The organism is Variovorax brevis, from assembly GCF_030317105.1.
GTDB classification, from domain to species: Bacteria; Pseudomonadota; Gammaproteobacteria; order Burkholderiales; family Burkholderiaceae_C; genus Variovorax; species Variovorax brevis.
In genome coordinates, this window is record NZ_JASZYG010000064.1 from 1 (window position 1) to 3,667 (window position 3,667).

The window sequence follows — 3,667 nt, forward strand, 5'->3', positions numbered from 1 at the left end:
CTGTTCACTGCGTGCATCGCTGCCTTGGGTTGATGGTTGATCGTCATACCTACCTCGTTGCTCACTGATCTCTCGGGGGTAGGTGTAGCAGGTCATATTGGCACAGGGGGCGGTGTTGCTTTGCGTCGAATCGGTGAGCCTGATCACCGATCCCGATGTGTCCGGGCGGTGTTTTGATCACGTAGCGTGATGTAGGCGGTAAGGCCCCCCTCGGGGCCCTTGAATAAAGGAGCCCTTTGGGGGAGTCTCTGGTTTACCAAGACTAGAGACGATCCCAGTGTGCCATGCCCTATTGCAAGACCCCCGGTTTTTCGCCCTGCTGCTCGAGATTGATCGAGACCAGGCAGCCCAGACTCAAGCCGCGGGATGCGCCTGTGAAGGGCGACTGCATTGCGCGAACTATCCGCGCAAGCCACGCGGTTGCCTGCCCGAATTCCGATCGAGCTTCGAGCAGCGTTTCAGCTTTTGCTGCGCCTCGTGCCGCAAGCGAACGACGGCGACGTCGGTGCGCTTTTTAGGGCGGCGCGTGTATTTGGCGCTGATGGTGGTGGTGAGTTCGAGCCGGCATGCCGGCTCGAACTCAAGCGCCGCGCTGCTGGCCGGGCTGGCGATTCCGCTGCGCACCCTCGAGCGCTGGCGAACCTGATGGGCGGACGCGTTTGTTCGCACGCCGCTGTGGCGCGGCGCGTGCGGCGCCTTCATGCCCCCGGTCGACCTCGGCCATCTGCCAGCCAGCTTGCTCGAGCGCTTCATCGGCGCCGATGCGGCGGCCCGCCTGAGCGCGTGTCTGCGGTTTCTCACGCCGCTGACGGCTCGCACCCGTGAGGGAGAGTGAGCCAAACCGTGGGAGGCGAAAAGCAGCAGTCAAGAAGCCCGATGAGCTGCCTTCGCGAGGTGGCACGCACGCTTTGAGGTTGCTTGCGAGGCCCTCGCCAATGCACTCAGTCGCGACGGCGATAACTCACCATTGAGAGCGGCGACACGGACCTGCACCAGGCATTGGGCGCCTTCGTCGGTCCAGCGCATGTGCTGCTTCTTCGCCATTCGATGGCTGACGACCAGGTTGACCGCCGACTCGGCGATGCTGCTGCTGATCGGCAGGCCTTTGCGGTAGCGCGCACCGTAGTTGACCAGCGTGGCGGCGTTGTTCTTGATGTAGCCAGACGCGCGCTGGAGATTCCACCAAAGTGTCGAGTATTCATAGCCCTTCCTGGCCATCAAAGCGTCATCGAGCGCCTTGATACGCGCCACGGACTTGCCGCCCTTGCCGTGCCAAGCAAGCCATTTGGCGCTGCGGATTTCGTTCATCACCACGGTACGCTCCAGGGGTTCGATCACCGCGCTGCCAAACACCGAGTTTTCCGCGGCCTTGAACTTCATTGCGATGTGAAACCAGTCGAGGATCCTGCCTCTGGCGAGCTGGCTACCCGCGCCCGCCTTGACGAATTCGCCCGCGTCATCGCTGATCACGCTCACTCTCTCATTGGGCTCGACGCCGTGTCGGGCAAGAAACTGGTCCAGTCGCGCTGCTGCCGAGGGCACTTCCTTGTGCACGTATGCGTACACGCGCGGAGCGCGACCCACGAAGGTGGCCCGCCCGGCGACGATGTTCACGTGGCGCTCCTGAATCGATGGCCTCGACAACGGGGAGCACAGGAGCGCCCGGGCGCGCGCAGCGTCGCGGCCTTTGGGGCTGCTGTGGTGGCCTATCCATGCCGAATCGACACAGACGGAGGCGACGCTGGCAGATTGACGAATTTGATCGCCCGCAACGGTCTTCGGCCGCCAAGCTATTTCGCATTCGATTTCTGCGTCGAGCGCCTTGCCGACGGAGCGGACTGTTCGTCGCGTGCTGCTATGCGAAATCGCTTTCCCCAGCGGCAGCACCTCTTTCAGCAGCGCAGTGGCTTGTCTGTAGGGCAAGTACGCCGCCCACTTCGCCTGTAGGTACTGCAGTTCCGGCGTCGTGCGCGAAGGCAACGCCTTGCACAAGGGACTCGAAGAGCTACGCGGGGCGCTCGGCTTTCGTGAAGTGTAATAAAGATGCGACCGTTGCGATTTCACAAAACTCAATGTATTCAACTACTTAGTACGCCTCCAATGGCCGGCGGTCGCAACATTACGTCTATTTTTTTGGTACTAAAGTTGCGACTGTGTTGACGAGAGTAGTAATTTTGAATCCTCACTTGGGTTTCGCACGGTCGCATCTTTACTTCCGCCTGGCGCCACTGCCCATGCGGCCGGTCTGCGCAACACTGTCACCGACTTCTGGGTCCAGCTTAGCAATGTTCCGAACGGCGAGTTCAGTTTGTCGAGGGAGGAAGCGATCGCATGACGCTGCCAATGCGTCGTTGCAGGACTCCCCTGCCCTACCCGTATTTCGCGATGTACACCGCGCAATACAACGCACACAGAATATCGGTGGACGGGATCGTTGCGCGATCATCGCGCAATCTAGACCGCGGTCGCAGCTTTACTACGCAAAGGACGCAGCTTTATTACACTTCACGGATGCCGCCGGCTTCGCTGATTCGGCGATCGCGGATACGGCGCTGGCGAGGGCGGTGGCCGATCACAAGAGCATCTTCTTTGCGGAGAAGCGCCCGGATGGCGAAGCGATCGACTACCACGCTGCCGTCTCGGGCGGTCTGCGCCTCGTGCCCGACGATGGTGCCTTGGCAAAGTTGGCCACCGACTACCAGCACATGGTTGATGATGGTCTGTTCCTAGACGAAGTTGAATCCTTCAACGCCCTCCTCCGTCAATGCCAAGCCATTCAACAGAGGGCGAATGCGGCATGAGACGACGACGATTGGGCAACCTACCTAGAGGGCGTCGACGCGTGGACGTACGGCATGGCCGACATCTCCTCGATAAGGCGACTGGTGGCGCAAGAGGTCACGAAGCAATGGTGCAACGCCCTTAGCTGCCTCAGCGAGCGCCGAAGTCCCCATCGACCGGCTCGGATGCCATGGCTTCGCCGCCCTGCCGGGTCGAATCGAAAGCGGCCAGCGTTTGCCCCAACGTCGCCTGGTTGATTGGATGCCAGTGATGCACCTTGCTGGCGATGCGCTGCACCCATTGCGCGAAGGCCTCCACCGCCATGGTGCTCTTCGCGGTGTTGCATGTGCGGCAGCAGGCGACGAGGTTACCGGGTGCGTAGCCTTGGTCGTTATGCAATCGGTCGATGCCATTCCACAGGAACGGGCCCAGCGTGGTCTTCTTGAGCGTGGCCGGCGGTGTGCCGCAGTAGTGGCAGTCGCCCACGATAAGCGCGGCCAGTTGCTCGCGCGTGAGGTCCCAATCGTGGCCGCGCCGGAGCGCGCCGCGCCTGTATGCGATGAAGATGTAGGTGATGGCGCTCTCAGCGCTGCCTCTCAGGCGGGTGCGTGATCCCCGTTTCGCGCACCCGCAGCTGGAGGTATTGCCGCTCTTGAGGTTGTCCTCGCGCACGGTCTTGATCGTGCCGCACTCGCACTGCACGTGGTAATGCCAGATGCCCTGAGGATCTCGCTTGTAGACACCTGTCACAGTGAGGCGACCGTGTGTGCTGCCGACCGGAACGTGTCAATGAGTTTGCTACACCCGGCTTCATGAATTTACTGTGCAGGGCTGTGGTGATGTTGGGTCGGCGGTCTCCGATGGTGGTGGGTTGATCCATGCTGCG

At 61.5% G+C, this 3,667-nt stretch carries 4 protein-coding genes; 1 reads left to right on the forward strand and 3 read right to left on the reverse strand.

All coding sequences use genetic code 11. From position 1 onward, the window contains the following. Positions 1-399: 399 nt before the first annotated feature. Positions 400-702, reverse strand: a complete 303-nt coding sequence (locus QTI66_RS39290) for a hypothetical protein (RefSeq protein WP_286565795.1) — start codon at positions 700-702, stop codon at positions 400-402. A gap of 162 nt (positions 703-864) precedes the next feature. Further along, positions 865-2,064, reverse strand: a complete 1,200-nt coding sequence (locus tag QTI66_RS39295; protein ID WP_286565798.1) for an ISKra4 family transposase — start codon at positions 2,062-2,064, stop codon at positions 865-867. Between the two features lie 500 nt (positions 2,065-2,564). Between QTI66_RS39295 and QTI66_RS39300 the strand changes: the two genes are divergently transcribed. Next, positions 2,565-2,801, forward strand: a complete 237-nt coding sequence (locus QTI66_RS39300) for a hypothetical protein (protein ID WP_286565796.1) — start codon at positions 2,565-2,567, stop codon at positions 2,799-2,801. A 130-nt stretch (positions 2,802-2,931) separates the two neighbouring features. On the opposite strand, the gene QTI66_RS39305 is transcribed toward QTI66_RS39300, so the two are convergent. Beyond that, positions 2,932-3,483 carry a hypothetical protein gene (locus QTI66_RS39305; protein WP_286565797.1) on the reverse strand — a complete coding sequence of 184 codons (552 nt, stop codon included), beginning with the start codon at positions 3,481-3,483 and terminating at the stop codon, positions 2,932-2,934. Positions 3,484-3,667: the final 184 nt, after the last annotated feature.

Coding starts and splice junctions, on each gene's coding strand:
- QTI66_RS39290 (WP_286565795.1), bottom strand. CDS start 702: ATGAAGGCGCCGCACGCGCCGCGCCACAGCGGCGTGCGAACAAACGCG.